Genomic DNA, 19386 nt, shown 5'->3' on the forward strand with positions numbered 1-19386 from the left:
CACTATTTGAGATCATCCGCGACTGTGTGGCTCATGCATGTGCTGGTGAAGTTCCGTCCGCCATATTCGCACAATGGTTCGGCATATGGGGTGAGTGTTAACCATCGGGAAATGCGGCCGAGGTGCAGCGCTCCGATTGTCGGATCAGCGCCCCGCTTCGCCACCCGTAGAGGCCCAGCGCGCCCGCTGAACCGCGCGACCGGTCCTCGTCGCGGGTCGCCCTGGCCGGCGGAGGGGCCCGACATGCCTCAGGCGTCGGCCGGCCGGCCGAAGCCCGCCGCGAGTTCCTCGGGGGTGCGGGGGCCGGGGGCCGTCTCGCCCAACAGGCCGTGCGTGCGCAGCATGTGACTGGTCGCGATGCCCCACGGCAACCGCAACCCCGCCTCCCGCAGGAGATCCGTGCGCCCCAGCACGGCCGGTGCGGGCCCGGCGCGGACCCCGGCGGGGGTGAGGAGAGCGGCGTCGTCGGCCCAGCGCAGGGCGAGATCGACGTCGTGGGTGGCCATCATGACGGTGGTGCCGCTGTCGCGGAGGGTGCCGAGCGTGGCGAGCAGCCGTTCCTGGCCGTCCGGATCGAGCCCGGCGGTCGGCTCGTCGAGGATCAGTACCCGGGGTCGCATGGCGACCGCCCCGGCGATCGCGGTGCGCTTCCGCTGCCCGTAGGAGAGCAGGTGGGTTGGCCGGTCCGCCAGGGCGGTGATGTCGAGGGCCTTGAGCGCCTCGTCCACCCGGCTGCGCACCTCGGTGTCGGGCAGGCCGAGATTCAGAGGTCCGAACGACACGTCCTGGGAGACGGACGCGGCGAACAGCTGGTCGTCGGGGTCCTGCACCACCAGCTGGACGGTGGTGCGCAGTCGGGTCAGCCCCTTGCGGTCGTACGTGACGGGACGGCCCTCGACCGCCAACTGCCCCTCGCGTGGCCGCAGTCCGCCGCTGAGGAGCCGCATCAGCGTGGTCTTGCCGCTGCCGTTGCGGCCGAGCAGGGCGAGAGCACGTCCTTCGCGCGCCTCGAAGTCGAGACCGGTGAGCACGGCGGGGCCGTCCTCGTACGCGTAGGACGCCCCCCGCAGGGCGAGCAGCACGGATTCGCTCATGACAGCGGCCTTTCCAGGACGAAGGTCAGTGCGGTGAGGGCAGTGAGCAGCGTGACGCTCACGGCCACGAACCGGACGGAGACGCGGGCCTCGGGCACCAGGACGCGCAGGGTCCCGTCGTAGCCCCGCCCTGCCAGCCCCTGCTGGAGCCGCGCCGCGCGGTCGAAGGCCCTGACGAACGCGGTGGCTCCGAGCCCGGCCAGGGACCGCCAGCTCGCGGCCCTCGTGGTGTGCCCGAGCCGTGCGGCCTGGGCCTCCCTGATCCGGCGAACCGAGTCGAGGAGCAGGAAGCTCATGCGGTAGGTCACCAGGGCCACGTCCACCACCGCCGCGGGCACCCCCGCCCTGACCAGGCGGGGCAGGAGGTCGGACATGGGGGTGGTGAAGGCGAACAGCAGGACCCCGAGCGACGCGGCCGAGGTGCGCAACAGCAGCTCGCCGGCGCGCACCGGCCCCCCCGGGGCCAGGCCGACGAGGCCCCCGGGCCCGCCGACCTCGACGAGGAGCGTGGCGGCCCCGGTGACGCAGAACCCCAGGGGCACCCGGTACGCCCGCCACAGGTGGCGGACGGTGACGCCCGCCGGCCCCAGCAGCACGGCCAGGGCGGCGACGAGGATCAGAGCAGCGCCGGGCCAGGGCGGCAGCGATATGGCGAGCACCGTGAACCCCAGCCCGAGCACGGCTTTTTCCACGGGATGGCGGCGGCGCCAGCGACTGCTGTGCGCCGCCGCGTCGATCTGCAGCACGTGTGCTCAGTTCCTCCGGGCCGCGGACTCCCCGGCACCGGGTCCGGTGCCCCCGCTGTCCTGCCGGGCGGTCGCGCGCAGTTCGCCCTGACGGCGTCCGCGCCGCACGCCGAAGTAGTAGGCGAGGACACCCGCGCCGAGGGCTGCCTGGAGGGCGAACAGTGCCGACTCGACCTCACCGGAAGGCGGTTCGTACAGCGGGGAGAACCAGGGTTCGTACGTGGGGGCTATCTCGGTGATCGCGGTCTCCGCCTGTGCGTCGGCGCCCGTGAAGGGCTCCTCCTGGCTGTCGCCGAGGCCGAGGGCCAGGGGCAGGACGGCCAGCGCGGCCACGACGAGCAGGAGAAGGGCGTTGATCTTCGTGTTCTTGTTCATTTGGCAACCGCCTCGGTCTCGGCCGTCCTGGTCCGGGTTCGCCTGCCGCTGAGGAACACCCCGAGCCGGGTCAGGTCCCCCTTGCTGGACTGCACGAGGAGCCGCATCACCAGCACGGTCAGAAGCCCCTCGCTCACCGCGAGCGGGATCTGGGTGAGCGCGAAGATGGAGCCGAACTTGCCGAGCGCGCCCAGGAACCCGCTGCTCGGGTCCGGGAAGGCGAGCGCCAGCTGCACGCTGGTGACGCAGTACGTGGACAGGTCGGCGACGAACGCGGCGAAGAACACCGCCACCATCAGCGGCACGTCGTAGCGACGCAGCACCTTGTAGACCGCGTACCCCGCCCAGGGCCCGACGACAGCCATCGAGAAGACGTTGGCGCCGAGCGTGGTAAGGCCGCCGTGGGCGAGCAGCAGCGCCTGGAAGAGCAGGGTGATGGTGCCCAGTACCGCCATGATCGGCGGGCGGAACAGGATGGCTCCGAGACCCGTACCCGTGGGATGCGAGCAACTTCCCGTGACGGAAGGGATCTTCAAGGCGGAAAGTACGAACGTGAAGGCCCCGGAAGCCCCCAGGAGCAACGTGCTCTCAGGGTTCTCCCTGACTTCACGCGTCAGTGACCGGACTCCGTGGACGACGAACGGCGCGGACGCGACACCCCAGGCGATCGCGTGCGCCGGAGGCAGAAAACCCTCGGCTATGTGCATGGCTCAGCAGACCCTCTCCAGCACCTCGTGGATGGTTGAGATGCCTTGGCCGGTCTCCTGGCTTACGGGTGACACCGCCCGAACTCCGCCTTCCCGGGTCACAAGGACCCAGTGGCTGCCCGCGAGGGCCGGAGCCGGACTTCCCGATCACAGTGGCGAGGGCCGCACCGGCATCACACCGATTTCCCGTTCACCAAGGCGTGGCGACAGTAGTGCCAGGCGGGTGGTGATGACAAGCCGGGGAGGCCCGGGCGGACGTGGCCCCGCGGGCGGCCGTGTACGCGATGACCTGCGACGGTCCGGGCGGTGACGGGCCCGGAAGCGCGGGGTGCAGGAGCGCGGCACCGCGCTCCTGCACCCCGGGAGGGGAGTCAGTGCTGCTTGACGACACCGCTCAGCTCGTTGGGGGCACCGGGCAGTTCGGTCGAGGCGAGTTGACGGCCCGACTCGATGTCGACGGCGACCAGCTTCTTGTTCTCCGGGTCCGAGACGTACGCCGTGTGGTCGCGCACGAACAGCGCCGGGCGGGGCTGCTGCCAGTCCAGCGGTTCCCGCCACGAGCCGAGGACGGAGATCTTCCTGGTCACCTTGCCCGTCGCGGGGTCGATGACATGGATACGGCCGTCGGTTCCCAGGACGAGCGCCTCACCGTGCGGACCGCGTGCCAGCGAACGGAAGGTGTAGCTCGTCCCGATGTCGACGAGCCGCATCTCGGCCGTCCCGGTGTCGATGAGCGACACCTGTTCCGGGCGTTCCAGCTCGGCGTCCTTGTCCTTCTTGTAGTCGCCGAGGACGACGGGCGACTCTTCGGAGCCGGCCTGGTTGCCGATCCGGCCGTACTCCGTGGGGCTCTTCACCTTCTTGACGGCGCCGTCCTTGTAGATCAGGACCCCGTCCTCGCAGCCGATGACGACCGCCTCGTCCTGGGCGGTCGCCTCCCCGTGGACGCCGGGGCACTCCTCGCTGCGGGTGATCTCCTTGCGGTCCCTGTCCAGTACCGCGATGCCGACGCGCTTCTCCTCCGTGCCGAGGGTGGTCACCAACCTGCCGTCGGCGAGCTGGATGGCGACCCCGTGGTGCGGGGCGGCGGAGGTGTACGTCTCGGCCTTCGGCTCGGTGTCGCCCAGGTCCTCCGGGTCGAAGACCGTGACCTCGCCCGTGCCGTCGGCGAAGAGGACGGTCCGGCCGGCGTGACGGACGACGTGGCCCGGCTTGCCGCCTTCGAACTCGACGTCGGTGAGCTTCCGGCCCGCTGCGTCGAGGACCCGGAAACCGGTCGAGGTGGAAACCATCACATGACGGTCGCTGCCTGCGGGGTTGACCCGGTTGAACCCCTCCAGCGGTATGTCCTCGGCGAGCTTCAGCGTCGTGCCGTCGAGTACGTACAGGCCTCCGTCGTACGTGGTGACGATCGGGTTCGCGACCTGGGCGGCCGGTGAACCGGACGACTTGTCCGCCGTCCTCGCGGCGGGCTTCTCGCCGTCACCGCCGCAGGCGGTGAGCGCCACGGAGGCGGCGAGCAGGGCGGCGGCAGCCGCGTTCCTCGGGCGTGCTACATGCTTCACTTCGTGTGTTCCCTCTTCAGAGCTGTCGCGCATGACCGGCGACAGCGTGGCTATTCGGTGCCCAGTCCCATGGCTATGGACCGGGTGTTGGCGCGCATCATCTCCAGGTAGGTGGCCGCCCCCTCTCCCTTCTCGGTGAGGGATTCGGAGAACAACGGCACGACGTCCACCTCGACACCGCTCTCACGTCCGAGCACCTGGGCCAGTCGGTCCGGTTGCGACGAGTCGGCGAAGATCGCCTTCACTCCCGCCGCCTCGATCGTGTCGGCCAGGGACTTCAGATCCGATGCGCTCGGTGAGGCGAGCGTGGTGCCGCTAGGGATCACCGCGCCCACGACCCGGAATCCGAAACGCTGGGCGAGATATCCGAACACATGGTGATTGGTCACCAGTCGGCGACGCTCCGGCGGGATTTCGTCGAACCGATTCCGCATCCACGTGGTCAGTTCGTCGATCTTCGCCCCGTAGGCAACCGCGTTGTTCGCGACGGCGGCCTTGTCGACGCCCTCCACGTGCTCGCTGACCTGATCCGCGATCAGCCCGACGGCCCTGCGGACCCGTTCGGGGTCGGTCCAGAAGTGCGGGTCGGGCTCGTCGGCCGACTCGCCCGCCGCATAGGTGATCGGGTCGACGGCGTCCCCCACCGCCAGGACGGAGACGCCGGCCTCCTTCGCGGCCTCCACGTGGCGAAGGACGTTCTCCTCCAGGCCCAGGCCGTTGTGTACGACCAGATCGGCCTGCTCGACGGCCGCCGCCTGCGGAGCCGAGACTCCGAAGGAGTGCGGGTCGGCCCCGGCCCGCATCAGCACGGTGACCTCGGCCTCGTCGCCGACGATGTTGCGGGTGATGTCGCCGAGGATGTTCGTGGTGACGACCACCGAGGGGCGGCTCCGCTCGTTTCCCGCACAACCGCCCACCCCCAGGAGCATGGCGCCGACCAGGCAGGAGAGCAGCAGACGCGCGGGTACCCGCCGGCCGCGCACGGTCGCGGAACCGGTGCTCATCGGCCGGTCTCCACCATGTACGTCGGGGCGAAGTCGAGCGGGAAGGTCCGGGCGAGCCTCAGCCCGTCGTCGTAGTCGATCTCGTAGACCTTCCTGGCGGCGGCGTCGTTGACGTAGGCGCGGGTGGTGTCGATCTCTATCGAGGCGGACTCCGTTGCCCCGGAAAGGAGTTCCTTGCGGGCGATGCTCTTGCCGGTGGCGATGTCGTAGGCGGTGAGCACCCCGTCCCTGCCGAGCGCGAGCAGCGGAGATCCCTCCCCGGCGGTGTTGGCGGCCACGACCGGACCGGTCTCGATGCGTGTCCAGGAGCGGTCGGTCACGTCGAGGACCCGTACGGCGTCGTCCCCGGACAGGGCGGCGAGCGTGGTGCTGTTCGCCCGGTGGCGGAGGTCGACGGCCCGCTCGGAGGCCTTCACCGGTGTGCCGTACGGGATCTTCAGCGCGTCGAACGTGCCCTTGTCCTCGCTGACGAGCAGCGCGCCGTCGGCACATCCGAGGACCACGCCCCGGCGGGTGACGGCCTCGCCGCGCACCTGGGCGCACGGCTCCGCCAGCGCGGTGACCCGGGTGCCGTCCCGGTCGCGGACCTCGACGGTGTCCTCCCCGGCGCCTGCCCCTGTGACCAGCAGGTGCTCCTTGTAGGGGACGACCGGCCCGCTCCCCGCGCCGGTGAGTTGCCTGCCGCGGGGGACGGTGCCGGCCGCGAGTTCCCCGCGGTCGAGCAGCCGGGTCCCGCTCTTCGGCGCGGACACCGCGGTGAGCGCCTGATCGCTGTGGATGTGGGCGGCGTCCGTCCCCGTGACGGGACCCACGTCGCGAACGGCGGCGCGGTAGTAGTGGACGTGGTCGCCGTGATCCACCGTCCAGGCGCCGGAGTCGACGACGTGGGTACCCCCGGCGCCGCTCACATAGGCGAACCGGCCGTCGGTACGCAGGCCTTGTACGCGGTCACCGCGCTTGAGCGAGGTGATGTCCCCGGTGATCAGGTCCAGGACCTCGACCGCACCCGTGCCCGCGTCGGCGAGTACGAGCCGGGACTGTTGCTCGGAGGCCTCCTCGGCTCCCTCGACGTACCCGTGGGGTCTCGCCGAGCTCCTCGCCGGTGTCTGCGTATCGCCGCCTTCCTGGCAGCCGACGAGCAGACCGGAGCATGCGAGGGCGGCGCAGGAGAGTGCTGTGGCGGTTCGGATCTTCCTGGGTGTCATGACGGACGTCCGTATTCCATTTCCGTGTGCGGGCGGTGGTTCGTCGGGGCGGAGGGCGCGGTCGTGGCCGGAGCGGACCGCACCCACCGGTTGCGCAGGCCGGAGGCGGCGGTGGAGAGCAGGAACTGGAGGACGGCCGTCGCCGCGATGCTCGCCCCGGCAGCCGTGTGGAGGTGCCACGAGAGCAGCAGACCGATGAACGTCGCGCTCGCTCCCAGGCAGCCGGCGCCGATCATGATCACCGGGATGCGCCGGGCCCACGGCAGCATGGCCGCGGGCGGCGCGATCAGCAGGCCGAAGACCAGCAGCGTGCCCACCACGTGGAACGACGCGACGATGGCCAGGGTGAGCAGGGCCAGCAGAGCCGCGTGCGCGAGGCGTGGCCGGAGCCCCAGCGTGTGCGCCTTCCGCTCGTCGAAGGCGAGTGCGACGAACGGCCGGTAGCCCGGTACGGAGATCGCCAGCGCGACGGCCAGGGCGCCCCCGAGGTAGGCCAGGTCGGCCGGACGCACCGCGAGCACGTCACCGAAGAGGAAGCCGGTCAGGTCGACCGCGAACGACTGCGAGCGCGACACGATGATCACGCCCAGCGACAGCATCCCCACGAAGAGCAGGCCGATGCTCGTGTCCTGCGACAGCCGGGGTGACCGTCCGACGACGCTGACACCGAGCGCCATGACGGCCGCGCTCACGGCGGCGCCGACGAGCAGGTTGCCCCCCAGCAGCGAGGCGAGCGCGATCCCGGGGAGCATGCCGTGCGACATCGCGTCCCCGAAGAAGGCCATGCCGCGAAGGACGACCCACGTTCCGGCCAGGGCGCAGATCAGCGACACGAGCGTGCCGCCCCACAGGGCCCGTTGCACAAAGGCCACCTCGAAGGGGCCCATCAACCATTCCATGCGGCAGGACACTACAATGAAAATGATTATCACTACAACGAAGCAGTGGGAAGAGGCTCGGGAGATGCAGCGGCAGGTAAGGCTCGACGGTGTGTCGGCCGGTTATGCGAACCGTGCGGTGCTCGATCAACTCACCCTGCGGATACCGGCTTTCACCACGACTGCCGTGGTCGGGCCGAACGGCTCGGGCAAGTCCACACTGCTCGGCGTGGTCGCCGGCGTGATCCAGGTGACAGCGGGTGAGGTGGAGCGCCGGACCGACACACGCGCGGCGTTCGTGACGCAGCGCAGCAGGGCGGCCGATGTGCTGCCGCTGACCGTGCGGGACGCGGTGGCGATGGGCAGGTGGGGGCGGCGCGGGCTGTGGCGGCGGCTCACGCCGAGGGACCTGGACGTGGTGGAGGCGAGTATGGGCCGACTCGGCATCAGCTCACTGGCCCACCGGCAACTGGGGGAGCTGTCGGGCGGCCAGCGCCAGCGCGCCCTCGTAGCCCAGGGGCTGGCGCAGGAGGCGGATCTGCTCGTACTGGATGAGCCCACCACCGGCCTCGACGCGACGGCTCAGCGGCTCATCGCCGACGTACTCGCCGAGGTGACGGAGGAGGGGGTGACGGTCGTGCAGGCGACCCATGACCTCGAGGTGGCCAGGTCCGCCGGGCACGTCCTGCTGCTCCAGGAGGGCCGGCTGCGGGCGGAGGGGGATCCCCGCGAGGTGCTGACCGGCGACGCGATCGACGAGGTCTGGCGCCTGCCCCGACGGGTGTGAGGGGCGGGTGCGGCGTTCGCGCCGTCCGGGTCCGGCGGTGGCCTCGTCGAACGTGTCCGTCGGTGGCCGCGAATGGAGACGGACCTGCGGCCGTCAGCCGACGGGGCTGAACGGCCCGGGCGCCTCGCCCGTCCAGCGGTGCATGCGGATCTCTCCCTCCTGCTCGATGACGCCGTCCTTCTGCACGGCCCGCCCCTCCGCCACGTAGTAACGTCCGTCGCCCAACGCGTCGAACCCGTAGCTGCCGTGGAACTCCCAGCCGCGGATGCCGGTCGCGTCGTCGCGCAGGCCCGCGTCGCGGAGGGTGAGGAGACGGCCGGTCTCCGGCGTGGCCTGTCCCCTGATCTCGCCGCGCACCGGCGGGGCGGAGCCGTCGACGGTGAAGAAGGAGTAGTTGGGGAAACCCTCCTTCCTGCCCTTGTACACCGCCATGATCCAGTTCCTCGTGTACGGGTCGTACTGGAGGTTCTGCACGCCGTAGGTGGTGTTGCCCGTGTGGACGAAGAACTTGCCGTCGTGGTGCTCGGGGCCACTGTGGTGCGGGGCGTCCTGGGAGAGCGGCCGCGCGTACCTGTCCCAGGATCTGATGTCGTACTCCAGGATCACCTGGTGGTCGTTGTCGGTCCGGCCGGTGTTGGAGTACACGCCGTACGCGACCTTCAGCGTCTGCCTGCCGCCCCTCCTGCCGAACCCGGGGCCGAACGACACGCCGTCGATGCCACTGCATCCGTAGCGGTGGTCCGGGGTGTCGGCGGTGTCACCGTCGAAGACGCCGTCGCCGTCCATGTCGGCGGTGAAGTCCGCGGCCACCTCGTCGAGATGGACCGCGGTCATGACGCCGTCCCGCTCGGCGTCCATCCCCACCCGGTCGATCTCGCGGCCGTCGAAGACGGCGATGTAGAACGACTCCGCCGCCTTGTACTCGAGCGATCCGTAGACCCTGCCGTTCCGGTCGTCGACGTCGATGTCACCGAGATGGCCGGTGAGGCCCTCGACGGTCCCGACGACCTTGCCGCCGAGGTCGGTCTTGACCAGCTTCTGGGTGAACGACCAGTAGACGAAGCCGCGTCTGCGGTCGACGGTCACGCCTTGCAGATGGCTTGTCGGCCAGGCACCGCCGTACACGTGGGACGGCAGCCCGGGCCGGTGTCCGCCGCGGTCACCCTCGGCGGCGCTGCCGGGGGAAGAGGCGGCGATGAGGAAGGCCGGGACACTGATTCCGGCGACGAGAACGGTTCGGAACGTCCGGAGCTTGCCGCGCACGCGGTTTCCTTTCCACGAGGTCGAGGGTCGTGCTCCACCGGGCGTCCCGAGACGCCCGGTGGGCGAGCACGGGGCGCACCGGTGGTGGTGCCCGAGCCGGGAGAACGCTTGGCGCGCCGGTCAGCGCCGGGTCCGCAGCACCTCCGGGTTCGCGCAGTGGGCGGGGGCGCGGCCCGTCAGGAACCGGGCGACCTCATCGGCCACGAGAGCGGCCGCGTTGTGGGCGGTCTGCTTGCTGGCCCCGGCCAGGTGCGGGGTCATCACGACGCCGGGGGTACGCCGCAGCCGGGAGCCGGCCGGGAGCGGCTCCTCGGGAAAGACGTCGAAGGCGGCGCCGAAGAGGCGGCCCTCGTCCAGGGCGTCGCAGACGGCGTCGTAGTCCAGCAGGGAGCCGCGGGCGCAGTTGACGAGCACGCCGCCGGGAGGCATGAGACCGATCAGCTCACGTGAGAGCAGCCCCTCGGTCTTCGGGGTCGCCCGGGCGTGCACGGTGACGAAGGAGGCACGGCGCATCAGTTCGGGGAGGTCCACCAGCTCCGCCGTACCCAGGTCCGCCTCGCTGACATACGGGTCGGCGACCAGGACACGGGCACCGAAACCGCGGACGATGCGGGCCACCCGCGAGCCGATCGCGCCGTATCCCACGATGCCGACCGTGCCGCCCTCCAGCTCGGGGCCGACCCTGTCGTAGCGGTAGTAGTCGCCCCGCCAGACACCCTCGGTCAGGTCCTGGTGGGTGGCGGGGACTCGACGGGTCGCCGCCAGCATCAGGGCGACCGTGTGCTCGGCGGTGGCGGTGGCATTGCGGCCGGGGGCGAAGGTGACCGCGACACCGTGCCGGGTCGCCGCCGCGAGATTGGCGTTGACCGGGCCTCCCCGGCCTACGCAGAACAGGCGGAGCCCGGGGCTCGCGTCGAGGACCCGTTCCGTCAGCGGTGCCATCTGGGTGACGCAGATGTCCGCACCGTCCAGGGCCTCGATGAGCTGGTCCTCGGTACCGGAGGCCTCGTGGACCTCGGCCACCGGGCCGAAGGGCTCGACGGGCCAGGGCAGGGTGAGTTCACGGAAGGTTGCCTCGGGCGCGACCTGCCGGAGGCTGTCGGCGAACAGGGAGTTGCGGACGAAGTGGTCGCCGGCCGTGAGAATCGTGGTCACTCCGGTACTCCTGGGGTCACGTGCTGGTTCAGCGCCAGCAGCGAGGGTGTGCCGTCACGAAGGATCAGCTCGTTCAACGCGCAGTTGGCCAGGCGGGGGAAGACCCGGCGGTAGTCCCGCAGCGGCACGCCGAGCAGTCGGCAGAGGGTGAGCCGGATCGCCGTGGAGTGGGCCACGACGAGGACGCGCCCCTCCTGGTGACCGGCCGCCCGCAGACCCGCGAGAAAACCGGCATAGCGTTCGGCGGCGGCGACGGGGTCCTCTCCCTCCGGGAAGTGGCTGCCCACCGGGTCGGCCTCGAAGGCCTTCAGCGTGCCGGGCAGGCGCTCCCGCATCTCGGCGCGGGTCATCCCCTCGGCGATGCCGAAATCGACCTCACGCAGGCGTGGATCGACGGCCAGTGGCAGGCCGGCGCGGGCCGCGCTCCCCTCCGCCGTCCGCCGGCAGCGTCGCATGGGGGAGGACCACACCGCCGTGAGGTCCGCCCGATCCGCCCAGGAGGCGAGCCGTTCGGCCTGGGCGCGTCCGTGCTCGGAGAGGTCGATGTCGGTGACCCCGGCGTAGCGGTTCTCCTCGTGCCAGACGCTCTCCCCGTGCCGGACGAGGAAGACATGCAGGCTCATGGCGCGGTCCTTTCCCGTGCGTGGGCCGATACGGTCTCGGGCAGCCAGCCGCGCCGCACCAGCAGATCGAGGAACCGGGCGTAGCCCTCGTCGTGGGCGGGCCGGTTCTCGTCCCGCGGCTCCAGGACATGGCCGGGCCGCACCATCGCGGCGGCGGCACCGTCGAGGCCGCCCGGAACTCCGCAGGCGGATGCGGCGAGTACGGCCATGCCCAGCGCGGGCTGGGCATGGCGGGGGAGGGTCAGCGGCCGGCGCAGCACGTCGGCCCGCAGTTGGTTCCACACCGGGTTGCGGGTCGCCCCGCCGGTGAGGGCCACCGTTCCGCCGGTGGGGGCGCCGAGCAGGTCCAGGTAGTCGAAGCAGAGACGCTCGAGGTACGCGACGCCCTGCATCAGCGCGGCGAAGTCCTCGGCAGGGCTTGCCGGTTCCCGGCTGCCGAACGCGACGGCGTCCGGGGCGACGAACGGAAACCGCTCCCCGGGCGAGCCCAGTGGGTAGCGCAGCAGTCCGGTGGGCAGCAGGGGCGCCGCCTCTTCGGCCAGCCGATCCAGGCAGGCGTCCGCGAACTCCCGGGCGACCAAGGCCGCACCGGTGCTGGAGGCGCCGCCGGGCAGCCAGTGGCCGGAGGGCGACCGGTGGGAGTAGACGACACCGTTCGGGTCGTGCAGCAGGTCCTCGGTGACGCCCTTGAGGACGAGCGTGGTGCCCAGGACCGAGTTCCAGCTGCCGAGCGCGGTCGCCCCGGAGCCGAGTTGGGCGGCACAGCCGTCGGTCATCCCCGCGACCACGGGAATGCCGGGGGCGAGCCCGCACTCCGCCGCCGCGTCGGCGCACACCTCCCCGATCACGGTGCCGGGCATCACCAGGCCGGGCAGGATCTGCGGGGGGATCCCCAGCGTGGCGAACACCTGCTCCGGCCAGGTCACCGTCGCGGCGTCCGCCCCGGATTTGAGGGCGTTGCTGGTGTCGGTGGGCACCTCGTGCCCGACGAGCCTGCGGTTGATCACGTCGTTCTGGTGGGCGAGACGCCAGCCGTCGGCCACGGCGTGCGGGTACCGGTCGAGCAGCCAGCGGAGCTTGGGAAGCCCCCAGGACCGCTGCATCCGCCGGTAGCCGGCCTTGGCCCACTGCTGTTCGCCGAGCGCGTTGACCTGCTCCGCCTCCACGGTGGCGCGGCCGTCGTCGTACATGAGGCCGGGCGCGACGCACCGGCCGTGCCGGTCGGTCAGAGTCAGGGTGCCCGAGGTCGCGTCGACGGCCACGGCCCGGACACGGCGCGGATCGGCACCTGCGGCGCAGGTCTGCCCGACAGCCGAACAGACCGCACGCCACCACTGCTCCGGGTCCTGCTCATGCCGTTCGCCGCGCCGGTGACTGGTCAGCGGGGACGACCCGGTGCCGAGCAGCCGGCCGTACGAGGTCACGGCGACCGCGCGGACTCCCTGGGTGCCCAGGTCGATTCCCAGCCACACGTCCGGGACCACGCCGGTCATGCGCCGACACCTTCGGCGAGGTCCCCACCACCGCGCCCCAGCGCCCAGATCGGCCGGTGCAGCTCCCGCAGCCGCAGGAACTCCGCGTAACGGTCGCCCACGGCCGGGCCCTTGGCGGGGTCCGGGTCACAGGTGGCGGAGATCCGTACGTGCCGTCCCGCGGCGGTGGCGAAGTCCGGCTCGCGGCCGGTCGCGACCATGCCGGTCAGCCAGGCGCCGCGGGCCCCCGTCTCCGTGTCCGCCGGGATCGCCACCGGCAGGCCGACGACATCCGCGATCAGCTGTGTCCAGTAGGGGCTCCGGGCGCCGCCGCCGCTGAGGGTCAACAGCTCCGGGGTGGCCGCGGAGGCCGCGAGGCAGTCCCGGATCGCCATGGTGACACCCTCCACCACCGCGCGGGCCACGTCCTCCCGTCCGCTGTCCAGGGACAGACCGGACAGGGAACCGCGCGCTCCCGGGTCGAAGAACGGGGCGCGTTCCCCGGCGGAGGAGACGTAGGGCAGGAACCGCACTCCGGCCGTGTTCTCGGCGCCGCGCTCGGCCAGAGCCATCAGGTCGGTGGCCGAGGTGAGCCCGAGGAGCCGTGCGCCCCAGTGCAGCATGTCGCCGCCGCTCATGGTGGGGAAGGCGCGCAGATAGTGTCCGGGGACGCCCAGGGTGACCGTGATGCCCACCGGTTCGTCGGTGAGCACACAGCGGGCGGAGTCGGTGACGATCTCGGTGGACAGTGTGGTGCCGAGCACGGTGCAGGCCCGGCCGGTGCTGACCGCGCCGGAGCCGATGGCGGTGGCGCAGATGTCGTAGGGCGCCAGAACCACCGGGATGCCCGCGGGCAGCCCCGTCTCGGCGGTGGCGGTGCTGCTGAGCGGGGTCACCCGGTGGTCGTCGTCCCGGAGCGGGGGCAGCAGGTCACGGGCCCACTCCACGCCGTACAGCTCGAACAGCTCCTCGGACCACGTGCGTCGTCCGATGTCCAGGAAGGGCGCCGACGCCTCGGACTCGTCCACGGCCGCCTCCCCGGTGAGCTTCAGGAAGAGCCAGCCTCCGCAGGTCAGCAGGTGGCGGGAGCGGCGCGTCCGGTCCGGGTCGTGCTCCCGCATCCAGGCCAGTACGGCGTTGGGCATGCCGGTGGACAACCGGGAGCCGCAGATCCTGAAGGCGCGCTCCAGAGTGCCGTCGCGCTCCCACCCGGTGACCAGGTCGGCGGCCCGGCCGTCGTTCCACAGCACGGCGGGCCCGGTGGGCCGCATCCGGTCGTCGACGAGCCACGCCCCGTCGCCCTGCCCGGTGACGGCGACCAGCTCCGGCGGCTCGGGCAGCGCGTCCACGACTTCGCGGGTGGCGGACGCGACCGCGTCCCATACGCGCCCCATGTCCTGCTCCGCCCGCCCCGGTCCGGGCCGCAGCACCTCGGTCGGCCGGTGACTGACAATCAGCTCCCTCCCGTCCGAGCCGTAGCCGACCACCTTGACGGTGGTGGTGCCGGCATCGATGGCCAGCGACGTCATGTACTCAGCCCCTTCCGTGTGCCTGCCGCGAGCGGCGGGCGGCGGAGTCCAGGGCGACGGCGACCAGCAGCACGCAGCCCGTGATGACGAATCGGTACGAGGAATCGAGGTTGAGCAGGGTGAGCCCGCTGGAGATCGACTGGATGACGACGACGCCGAGCAGCGCGGCGAAGGCCGAACCGCGGCCGCCGAAGAGACTGGTGCCGCCGATCACCGCGGCGGCGATCGCGTTGAGGTTCACGTCCGAGGTGCCGGTGCTCTGATTCGCCGCGGCGAGACGCGCGGCGGCCAGGACCCCGCCGGTCGCGGCGAGTGTGGAACACATGACGAACGCCGCCGTGTACCTGGCGCGTACGTCGATACCGGCCCTGCGGGCAGCCTCCGCGTTGCCGCCCACCGCGTACAGCGACCGGCCGAACCTGGTCCGGGTGAGGACGTAGTGCAGGGCCAGGACCAGGGCGACGAAGAGCACGAACATCCACGGCACGCCACGGGTCCGGTTCAGGTAGTACACCGCGAAGAGCAGCGCCGCCGCGAGCGCGAGGGACTGCGCCACCAGCCACATCGGCGCGACGGACGACAGCCCGGCACGGCGGCGACTGCGAGCGCGGGTCAGGCCGACGGCGAGGTAACCGCCGGCCGCGAGGAGCATGAGGGCGTAGGCCGACGTGTCGGGGACGAACCACACCTGCGCGAACTTCACCAGGGCGGAGTCGTAGGGCAGGTTGATGGCGTTCTGACCCCGCAGGAGCCAGAGCTGAGTGCCGAGGAAGGCCAGCAGCCCGCCCAGGGTGACCACGAAACTGGGGACACCGAAGCGGTTGAGCACCTGCCCGTAGAGCCAGCCGATCAGCGCGCCGACACCCGCGGCCACCAGGATCGCCAGCCACACCGACTGCTCGTGACGGACCATCACCACGCCGGTGACGGCCGCCGCCACGCCGCTCACCGAGCCGACCGACAGGTCGATCTGGCCGACCAGCAGGACGCAGACGATGCCGAGCGCGATCACCCCCAGGGGCACCATGTCGAAGGCCAGGTTCACCAGGTTGGTGCTTGACAGGAAGGTCCGGTTCAGCGACTGGAAGATCGTCCAGATCACCACGACACCGGCGACGACCGGCAGCATGCCCAGGTCGCCGTCCCGGGCACGGCGGAACGTACCGCGAACGCTGTCGCGGAAGCCGTGCCGTGCCGCCGGAGGCCCGTCCTGCCGGTCGGTGGCCGCCGCCACCGGAGACCCGAGAGACGTCACGCCTGTTCCTCTTCTTCCCGAGAGACGGTCGAGCGGCGCGTGGCACGCCGCGAAACGGCGTTGTCGGCGGCGCCGGTGATCGCCGCGACGACCTCCTCGGAGGACACCTCCCGGGCGTCGAACACACCGTTGTTGCGGCCGAGCCGGAGCACCGCCACCCGGTCGGCGACCGCCCGGACGTCCTCCATGTTGTGGCTGATCATGACGACGCCGAGCCCTCTGCTCCTCAGCCGCTCGATGAGGTTGAGGACCTCGGCGGTCTGAGTGACACCGAGGGCCGCAGTCGGCTCGTCGAGCAGGACGACCTCCGGCCGGCCGAGCAGCGCCCGGGCGATCGCCACCGTCTGCCGCTGGCCGCCCGAGAGGGCGGCCACCGGCACGTCCAGCGTGGGAATCCTGGCCCGCAGCTCACGCAGCAGCTCCCAGGACCGCTTCTCCATGGCGACGTCGTCGAGCATCCAGGGCCGGAGCTCCTGGCCCAGGAAGAGGTTCGCCTTGACGTCGAGGTTCTCGCACAGCGCCAGGTCCTGGTAGACCGTCGCGATGCCCAGGGCGTGCGCGGCGCTCGGAGAGTCGAACGAGACCTCCCTGCCGTGGAAGGAGACCGTCCCCGCGTCGGGGGCGTACACCCCCGAAAGGATCTTGACGAGGGTGGACTTGCCGGCGCCGTTGTCCCCGACCACGGCCACCACCTCACCGGCAGCGACATCGAGGTCGATCCCGCTGAGCGCGGCGACCGCGCCGAACTGCTTGCTCACCCCCCTCAGCGACAGCACACCGGTCCCGTCGCCTCCTGAGACCGTTCCAGGGGGCGTACCGGAGGCCGTCCCGGGGATCGCGGAGCTCGTCATGGGTCCCCTCTCTCGCAGTGGTGCAGGACGGCCGCTACCCGATGCCCAGACGCCGGCAGTCGTCGGCGTACACACGGGTGCAGACGTCCTCGGCCTCGAGCACCCCGTCAGGGCCGAAGACGACCTCCTTGAGGTTCTCCCGCGTCACCACCGTCGGTTCGAACAGCTGTGACGGCGTGTCGAAGAGCGTCGAGTCAGCCTTCGGCGTCTCACCCTCCATCAGTTGATGGGCCGCCTCCGCGGCCGCCTCCGCGACCGTCTTGATGGGCTTGTCGATGGTGTTGTACTGGTCGCCCGAAACCACGCGCTGCACCGCCGCCAGCTCGGCGTCGTTACCGGTGACCGGAGGGACCTTCACCTCGGCGCCCTTGAAGGCCGCGATCGCGCCGCCCCCGGTGCCGTCGTTGGCGGCCACCACACCGGCGATCCCGCCGGGGTACTGGGCGATCTGCCCGCTCACCCACTGCTGCGCCTTCTCCGGCGACCAGTCCGGGGTGTCGTACTCGGCGAGCAGATCGAACCCGCTGTCGTCGACGGCCTTGTGGATGCCCTTCTTGATCAGTCCGGCAGCGGCGTCGGTAGGGGAACCGTTCACCTGGAGCAGTCCGCCCTTCGCTCCCGTCTTCTCGAGGTGCTCGACCAGCGACCGGCCGATGGACTCGCCGATCGCCTCGTTGTCGAACGAGACGTAGAAATCCGCGGGCTTCCTGGAAACCGGGCGGTCGTAGGCGATCACCTTGACGCCCTGGGAATGCGCCGTCTGCACGATGGTGGACGCCGAGTCGGAGTCGACCGGGTCCAGCACGATGACCTTCGCGCCCTGCGCCATCGCGGAATTGGCCTGCTGCTGCTGCAGCGACGCGTCACTGTCGGCGTTCTGGTAGATGACCCCGCACTCCTGGCAGAGCGCACGCATGCGCTTCTTGAAGAGCGGGGCGTCGTACTGCTCGTACCGGGTGGAGGCGAGGTCGGGCATCAGGAACGCGACCTTGCCCACGCCGCCGCCGGAGTCACTCGTGCCGGGTTCCTCCGCGCACGAGACGAGCGTGCCCATGGCGAGGATCCCTAGGAGAGCAAGACGTGCCGGTCTTCTCATGTTCCACTCCCTGCTCATGGACACTGTGAAGGCAACGCTCAGGAAACTCAGATGTTTCATTTGTGTCAACGGATCGCAGTAATTGAACAATTGCTGTGCTGGTTCTCCGGCCTTCGATGTTCGTTCGGCGGGTGGGCGGGATCGGCGGGGCGGCACGCGGGGTCAGGCCGGCGGCCGTCGCCCCGAAGCGGGCGGCAGCGGCGGCAGGTGTACGGGCGGCCTCTCCGGAGGGAGTGACGAACGAGGTGAGGGGCCGGCCCGGGATGTTCACTTCACAGAAAATGAACAGGAGCTTCCGTGGGAGCAGATGACCGGCGCCCGGCCGACCTGAGCGGCAGCAAGCCCCGCGAACGGCGGGAGCGGATCAAGGGCCGCGTCGTGGAGCGGGGGTTCGTGCGCATCGAACAATTGGCCGACGAGCTGGGCGTGACCGCCATGACCATCCGCCGGGACCTCGACCACCTGCAGGACCGGGGCTGGCTGAGGAAGGTACGCGGCGGCGCGACCGCTCAGCCCTCGACCGCCTTCCACGGCGACGTCCGCCACCGCGCCCGCGCCATGACGGCGGAGAAGGAAGCCATCGCCCGCGCCGCCCTGCCCCTGGTCAAGCCCGGGCAGGCGGTCGTCATCGACGACAGCACGACGGCGCTGGCGCTCACCCGTCTCCTGGACCGGCACGCGCCGTTGACCGTCATCACCAACTTCGGCCCCGTCACCCAGACGCTGGCCGACAGCCCGGGCATCGAACTCATCTCGCTGGGAGGCACCTACTACCCGGCATACGACGCCTTCCTCGGCCTGCGCACCGTTGACGCCGTGACCAGCCTCAGCGCCGACACGCTCTTCGCGTCCACGACCGCCATCACCCGCGGCCACTGTTACCACCAGTCGCAGGAGACGGTGGCGGTGAAGCGGGCCCTGATGGACGCCTGTGCGCGCAAGATCCTCCTGGTCGACCACACGAAGTTCCGTCGCCGCGGCCTCTACCAACTGGCCCCCGTGGCCGCGTTCGACCTCGTCATCGTCGACTCCGGCATCCCGGCCTTCGACCTCGACGCGCTCCAGGCCGACGGCGTCGAGGTGCTCGTGGCCCGCCCGCCCGCATCCAGGACGACGTGAGCCCGTTCCAGGGGTGGCCGTGAGCACGAGCCGTGTCTCCACCGGCCACGGTCCCCCTCGGGGCAAGCGCACGTGAGGAGGACGGGTGCCCCGTCGCAGCGGGGCACCCGTCCTCCTCACGAGGACTTCAGCGAACGGCCGTTCCGGCCGAGTCGGCGGACGAGGTGACCGCTCGGGCGGGGTCCTGCCTCCGCCACAGCGTGCCGCGCAGATCGGAACCGCGGACGAGCTGTATACGCCACGGATCGATCCGCAGCACGTGGTAGTCGGGATCCCCGGGGCCCCCACGCCAGTAGTGGACCGGGTCGTACCCCAGCCCCGGCGGACCGCCCCGCTTGTACAGGTCCCACGCGTGGACCTTGGATTCCTCGTCGTCGGCCCAGGTGGAGACGCTGTCCACGAAGACCGCGTTCTGACGGGGATTCCAGTACGCGTACGTCGTATGGGGGTTGTCCGCAAGGTGCGCGCTCTTGACCGGGGTCCGGTAGGCGGCGAGCCAGCCGACCGGTTCGCCGTCGACGATCTCCCACACGGGCAGCAGCACACGAGCGCGCGGGCGGTGCTGACGGTCGACCGTGACCATGGTCGCGTACTTGATGTCGCGGATGTAGGCGAGGAAGGAGTCCTGGATCTCGGAGAACGAGCTGACGGTGTCGGTCATG

At 71.0% G+C, this 19386-nt stretch carries 19 protein-coding genes and 1 riboswitch; of the genes, 2 read left to right on the forward strand and 17 right to left on the reverse strand.

From position 1 onward, the window contains the following. Positions 1 to 248: 248 nt before the first annotated feature. From JOC24_RS30480 to aztB, 8 genes are all read right to left on the reverse strand, one after another. Entirely contained in the window at positions 249 to 1094 is an 846-nt protein-coding gene (locus JOC24_RS30480; protein ID WP_205023663.1) for an energy-coupling factor ABC transporter ATP-binding protein, read from the reverse strand. Continuing rightward, positions 1091 to 1840, reverse strand: coding sequence for a cobalt ECF transporter T component CbiQ (gene cbiQ / locus JOC24_RS30485; protein WP_205023664.1), 750 nt, complete (start codon positions 1838 to 1840; stop codon positions 1091 to 1093). Before cbiQ ends, JOC24_RS30480 begins: the two co-directional genes overlap by 4 nt. A gap of 6 nt (positions 1841 to 1846) precedes the next feature. After that, positions 1847 to 2215 (reverse strand): energy-coupling factor ABC transporter substrate-binding protein, encoded by a 369-nt coding sequence (locus JOC24_RS30490; RefSeq protein WP_205023665.1) that lies wholly within the window; start codon positions 2213 to 2215, stop codon positions 1847 to 1849. Further along, complete coding sequence (locus JOC24_RS30495) at positions 2212 to 2922, reverse strand: energy-coupling factor ABC transporter permease (protein ID WP_205023666.1); 711 nt, start codon at positions 2920 to 2922, stop codon at positions 2212 to 2214. The genes JOC24_RS30490 and JOC24_RS30495 overlap by 4 nt, the downstream gene beginning before the upstream one ends. 29 nt (positions 2923 to 2951) lie before the next feature. Next, a riboswitch (cobalamin riboswitch) is annotated at positions 2952 to 3157 on the reverse strand. 136 nt (positions 3158 to 3293) lie between these two features. Further along, positions 3294 to 4487, reverse strand: a complete 1194-nt coding sequence (aztD, locus tag JOC24_RS30500) for a zinc metallochaperone AztD (protein WP_307792785.1) — start codon at positions 4485 to 4487, stop codon at positions 3294 to 3296. A gap of 50 nt (positions 4488 to 4537) precedes the next feature. Further along, entirely contained in the window at positions 4538 to 5416 is an 879-nt protein-coding gene (gene aztC / locus JOC24_RS30505) for a zinc ABC transporter substrate-binding protein AztC (RefSeq protein ID WP_239581215.1), read from the reverse strand. Between the two features lie 71 nt (positions 5417 to 5487). Continuing rightward, a complete protein-coding gene (locus tag JOC24_RS30510; RefSeq protein WP_205023669.1) occupies positions 5488 to 6696 on the reverse strand; it encodes a hypothetical protein in 1209 nt (402 codons plus the stop codon). After that, a complete protein-coding gene (aztB, locus tag JOC24_RS30515) occupies positions 6693 to 7595 on the reverse strand; it encodes a zinc ABC transporter permease AztB (protein ID WP_205023670.1) in 903 nt (300 codons plus the stop codon). The genes JOC24_RS30510 and aztB overlap by 4 nt, the downstream gene beginning before the upstream one ends. 64 nt (positions 7596 to 7659) lie before the next feature. Between aztB and aztA the strand changes: the two genes are divergently transcribed. Then, the gene (gene aztA, locus JOC24_RS30520; protein WP_205023692.1) at positions 7660 to 8361 is read left to right on the forward strand and encodes a zinc ABC transporter ATP-binding protein AztA; all 702 of its coding nucleotides are present in this window, start codon (positions 7660 to 7662) and stop codon (positions 8359 to 8361) included. A gap of 93 nt (positions 8362 to 8454) precedes the next feature. Here aztA and JOC24_RS30525 read toward each other — a convergent pair whose 3' ends face one another. The 8 genes from JOC24_RS30525 to JOC24_RS30560 form a co-directional block, all read right to left on the reverse strand. After that, on the reverse strand, positions 8455 to 9624 hold the full coding sequence (locus tag JOC24_RS30525; RefSeq protein ID WP_205023671.1) for a hypothetical protein: 1170 nt from the start codon (positions 9622 to 9624) through the stop codon (positions 8455 to 8457). 120 nt (positions 9625 to 9744) lie between these two features. Further along, positions 9745 to 10779, reverse strand: a complete 1035-nt coding sequence (locus tag JOC24_RS30530) for a 2-hydroxyacid dehydrogenase (protein ID WP_205023672.1) — start codon at positions 10777 to 10779, stop codon at positions 9745 to 9747. Continuing rightward, positions 10776 to 11402, reverse strand: coding sequence for a histidine phosphatase family protein (locus JOC24_RS30535; RefSeq protein WP_205023673.1), 627 nt, complete (start codon positions 11400 to 11402; stop codon positions 10776 to 10778). The genes JOC24_RS30530 and JOC24_RS30535 overlap by 4 nt, the downstream gene beginning before the upstream one ends. Then, complete coding sequence (locus JOC24_RS30540; RefSeq protein WP_205023674.1) at positions 11399 to 12895, reverse strand: FGGY-family carbohydrate kinase; 1497 nt, start codon at positions 12893 to 12895, stop codon at positions 11399 to 11401. Before JOC24_RS30540 ends, JOC24_RS30535 begins: the two co-directional genes overlap by 4 nt. Continuing rightward, complete coding sequence (locus JOC24_RS30545; protein ID WP_205023675.1) at positions 12892 to 14403, reverse strand: FGGY-family carbohydrate kinase; 1512 nt, start codon at positions 14401 to 14403, stop codon at positions 12892 to 12894. The genes JOC24_RS30540 and JOC24_RS30545 overlap by 4 nt, the downstream gene beginning before the upstream one ends. Positions 14404 to 14407: 4 nt before the next feature. Then, complete coding sequence (locus tag JOC24_RS30550; protein ID WP_205023676.1) at positions 14408 to 15658, reverse strand: sugar ABC transporter permease; 1251 nt, start codon at positions 15656 to 15658, stop codon at positions 14408 to 14410. Further along, a complete protein-coding gene (locus JOC24_RS30555; RefSeq protein WP_205023677.1) occupies positions 15655 to 16509 on the reverse strand; it encodes an ATP-binding cassette domain-containing protein in 855 nt (284 codons plus the stop codon). Before JOC24_RS30555 ends, JOC24_RS30550 begins: the two co-directional genes overlap by 4 nt. Before the next feature lie 34 nt (positions 16510 to 16543). Further along, complete coding sequence (locus tag JOC24_RS30560; protein ID WP_205023678.1) at positions 16544 to 17605, reverse strand: ABC transporter substrate-binding protein; 1062 nt, start codon at positions 17603 to 17605, stop codon at positions 16544 to 16546. A gap of 327 nt (positions 17606 to 17932) precedes the next feature. On the opposite strand from JOC24_RS30560, the gene JOC24_RS30565 reads away from it, so the two are divergent. After that, positions 17933 to 18724 carry a DeoR/GlpR family DNA-binding transcription regulator gene (locus JOC24_RS30565; protein ID WP_205023693.1) on the forward strand — a complete coding sequence of 264 codons (792 nt, stop codon included), beginning with the start codon at positions 17933 to 17935 and terminating at the stop codon, positions 18722 to 18724. A 127-nt stretch (positions 18725 to 18851) separates the two neighbouring features. Here JOC24_RS30565 and JOC24_RS30570 read toward each other — a convergent pair whose 3' ends face one another. Then, entirely contained in the window at positions 18852 to 19385 is a 534-nt protein-coding gene (locus tag JOC24_RS30570) for a pyridoxamine 5'-phosphate oxidase family protein (protein ID WP_239581203.1), read from the reverse strand. Between the last annotated feature and the right edge of the window lies 1 nt (position 19386).

This window comes from Streptomyces sp. HB132 (assembly GCF_016909575.1).
GTDB lineage: Bacteria > Actinomycetota > Actinomycetes > Streptomycetales > Streptomycetaceae > Streptomyces.